Origin of the sequence: Pseudomonas sp. 39004 (assembly GCF_028682155.1) — a bacterium.
Classification (GTDB): Bacteria; Pseudomonadota; Gammaproteobacteria; order Pseudomonadales; family Pseudomonadaceae; genus Aquipseudomonas; species Aquipseudomonas capeferrum.
Window position 1 is genome coordinate 1 of sequence record NZ_JANIAG010000320.1, and the last position, 2,589, is coordinate 2,589.

Annotated in this window: 2 protein-coding genes; both read right to left on the minus strand. The window is 63.7% G+C overall.

Translation table 11 applies throughout. The features are described from left to right. Nucleotides 1-54: 54 nt before the first annotated feature. On the minus strand, nt 55-783 hold the full coding sequence (locus NP534_RS26565) for an aspartate/glutamate racemase family protein (RefSeq protein WP_274100705.1): 729 nt from the start codon (nt 781-783) through the stop codon (nt 55-57). A gap of 16 nt (nt 784-799) precedes the next feature. After that, a complete protein-coding gene (locus NP534_RS26570; RefSeq protein WP_047583651.1) occupies nt 800-2,332 on the minus strand; it encodes an NCS1 family nucleobase:cation symporter-1 in 1,533 nt (510 codons plus the stop codon). Nucleotides 2,333-2,589: the final 257 nt, after the last annotated feature.

A 2,589-nucleotide genomic window follows, 5' to 3' on the forward strand; every position in this document is an offset into this window, starting at 1 on the left:
GAATCTGTGGGAGCGGGCTTGCCCCGCGAAGTGGCCGCTCTTGACGAAGCCCCCTTACCGCCCTAAGCGCATCGGCCACCCCACCACCTTCTTCACCCTCGGCGTGGCATAGGTGCGTACCTTGGAGGTACTCAAGCCCATGCGCACCAGCGATTCGGCAATGGTCACCGCTGCACTCACACCATCGACCACCGGCACACCGGTACGCTGGCGAATCTGCTCATCCAGCCCGGCCATGCCACCGCAACCCAGGCAGATGACCTCGGCCTTGTCCTCCCGCACGGCGCGCTCGGCCTGTTCGACAATGGCCTCGACAGCACGCTGCGGGTCGGCTTCAAGCTCAAGCACCGCCAGGCCACTGGCGCGCACCGAGGCGCAGCGGTCATACAGCCCAGAGAGCTTCAAGCGGTCCTCGATCAGCGGCACGGTGCGGTCCAGGGTGGTCACCACCGAGTAGGCATGGCCCAGGTACAGGGCAGTGCTGGCGGCTGCATCGGTGATGTCCACCACGGGCACGTTCAACAGCTCCTGCAGGCCTTCGCGGCCGTGCTCGCCGTAGCCGGCCTGGATCACTGCATCGTAGGGGCCCTCGTAGGCCAGCACCCGGTCCATCACCGCGATGGCGGCCAGGTAACTTTCGAAGTTGCCCTCCACCGACTCGGCACCAAACCGTGGGGTCAGCCCGATGATCTCGGTACCCGGCGCGGCAACGGCGCGTGCCTGCTCTGCGATGGCCTCGGTGATGGCTTCAGTGGTGTTGACGTTGGCAATCAGAATACGCATGGACGGTTCTCCCTGATCAGTGGCTGCTGTGGTCGACGGCGATGCACTCGCCGCTGACATCCAGGTAATGGCGGTTGCGTGGCGCGATCAGCAAATAGACGGCGGCAGCGATACCGGCACCGATCAACCAGGAGAACGGCGCCACGCTGTGGAAGTTGGGCACCAGGGCAAGGACGATGGCCAGCAGTGCGGCTGGCACGAAGGCGGCCACGGCGCGCAGGTTGATGCCCTTGGTGTAGTGGTAGGCGCCGGCCGGATCTTCGCTGTACAACTGCGGCACGTTGATGCAGCCTTTGCGCAGCAACCAGTAGTCGGCCATGATCACCCCGTACAGCGGGCCGAGCAGGGCACCCAGGCCCGACAGGAAGTACACGATCACCAGCGGGCTGTTGTACAGGTTCCAGGGCAGGATCAGCACCGCAAGGGTGGCGCTGATCAGGCCGGCACGGCGGAAGTTCAGGTGGCGGGGTGCCAAGTTGCTGAGCACGAAGGCCGGGGCGACGAAGTTGGCCATGATGTTCACCGCCACCGTGACGATCAGGAAGGCCAGGCAGCCCAATACCAGGAACGGTGTGCTGGGGATGCTGGCGACGATCTGGGTCGGGCTGTCGATGATCTGGCCGTTGATCTGGAACTGCGCGCCGCACAGCACCACGGTGATCATCGCGAACACCAGGATGTTCACCGGCAGGCCCCAGAAGTTACCGACGCGGATGGTCTTGCGGCACGGCGAAGATCGCGCGAAGTCGCAGAAGTTGAGCACCAGAGTACCGTAGATCGCCAACCACAGCGCACCGCCCGCAAAGATGTTGCGCCACATCTCGTAGCCGGTCAGGGGCGCTGCCACCGACCAGGCGATGCGCGCGTCGGCCTTGAAGTACATGAACACCGCCAGGCTGGCCACGGTCAGCAGAATCACCGGGCCGGCAAAGGCCTCGTAGCGGCGCACCATCTCCATGCCGTAGGCGAGGATCACCAGCTGCACCAGCCAGATCGCCACGAAGCACACCCAGCCCAGGCTCGACAGGCCAAGGATGCTGTCATGGTCGTACACGGCCAGTTGCGGCCACACGGCCGTAAGCAGCACGCGCAGCACCACCGAGGCCAGGTAGGTCTGGATACCGAACCAGGCAATGGCGATGACTGCGCGGATCAGCGCCGGTATCTGCGCGCCGTGGATACCGAAAGCGATGCGGCTGATGACCGGGAACGGTACGCCGGTCTTCTGCCCCATGTAGCCGGACAGGTTCATGAAGAAGTACACCAGCGCCGCGCCGATGCCCAGCGACAAGAGAATCTGCCAGCCGCCCAGCCCCAGGGCGAACAGCCCCATGGCGAAGGAGTAGTTGGCGATGTTGTGCACATCGTTGGTCCATAACGCGAAGATGCTGTAACCGCCCCAGCGCCGGCCTTCGAGGCGTGTCGGGGCAAGGTCGCGGTTGTGCAGGCGCGGGCTCAGGTCGAGTGCTGGCGCAGGCCCGGCAAGGGTGGACGCGGGGTTGCTGCTGGCGACGGAAAGTTCAGGGGCAAGGTTGAGGCTGGTACTCATTCCGGCAGGCTCCTGATGCACGTGGACTGCGATGAGCGGGCAATGCGCACGGGCTCGCCATCTCGTCGGTGCAGCGTTGGCATCACTGGGTTCTGGGCGCGGCGGCCGAGTTTTGGTCGGCGTCGCGAGTTCTTGTGTATTTATGTTTTGCTCAACTTGTATACAAAACACGAACACACAAAAGCGAGTTCCATGCCAGGCGAATAGCGACATCGAAGTTGCCACTATTTTGAATCTATGTTGTTGAGATCGGAAGA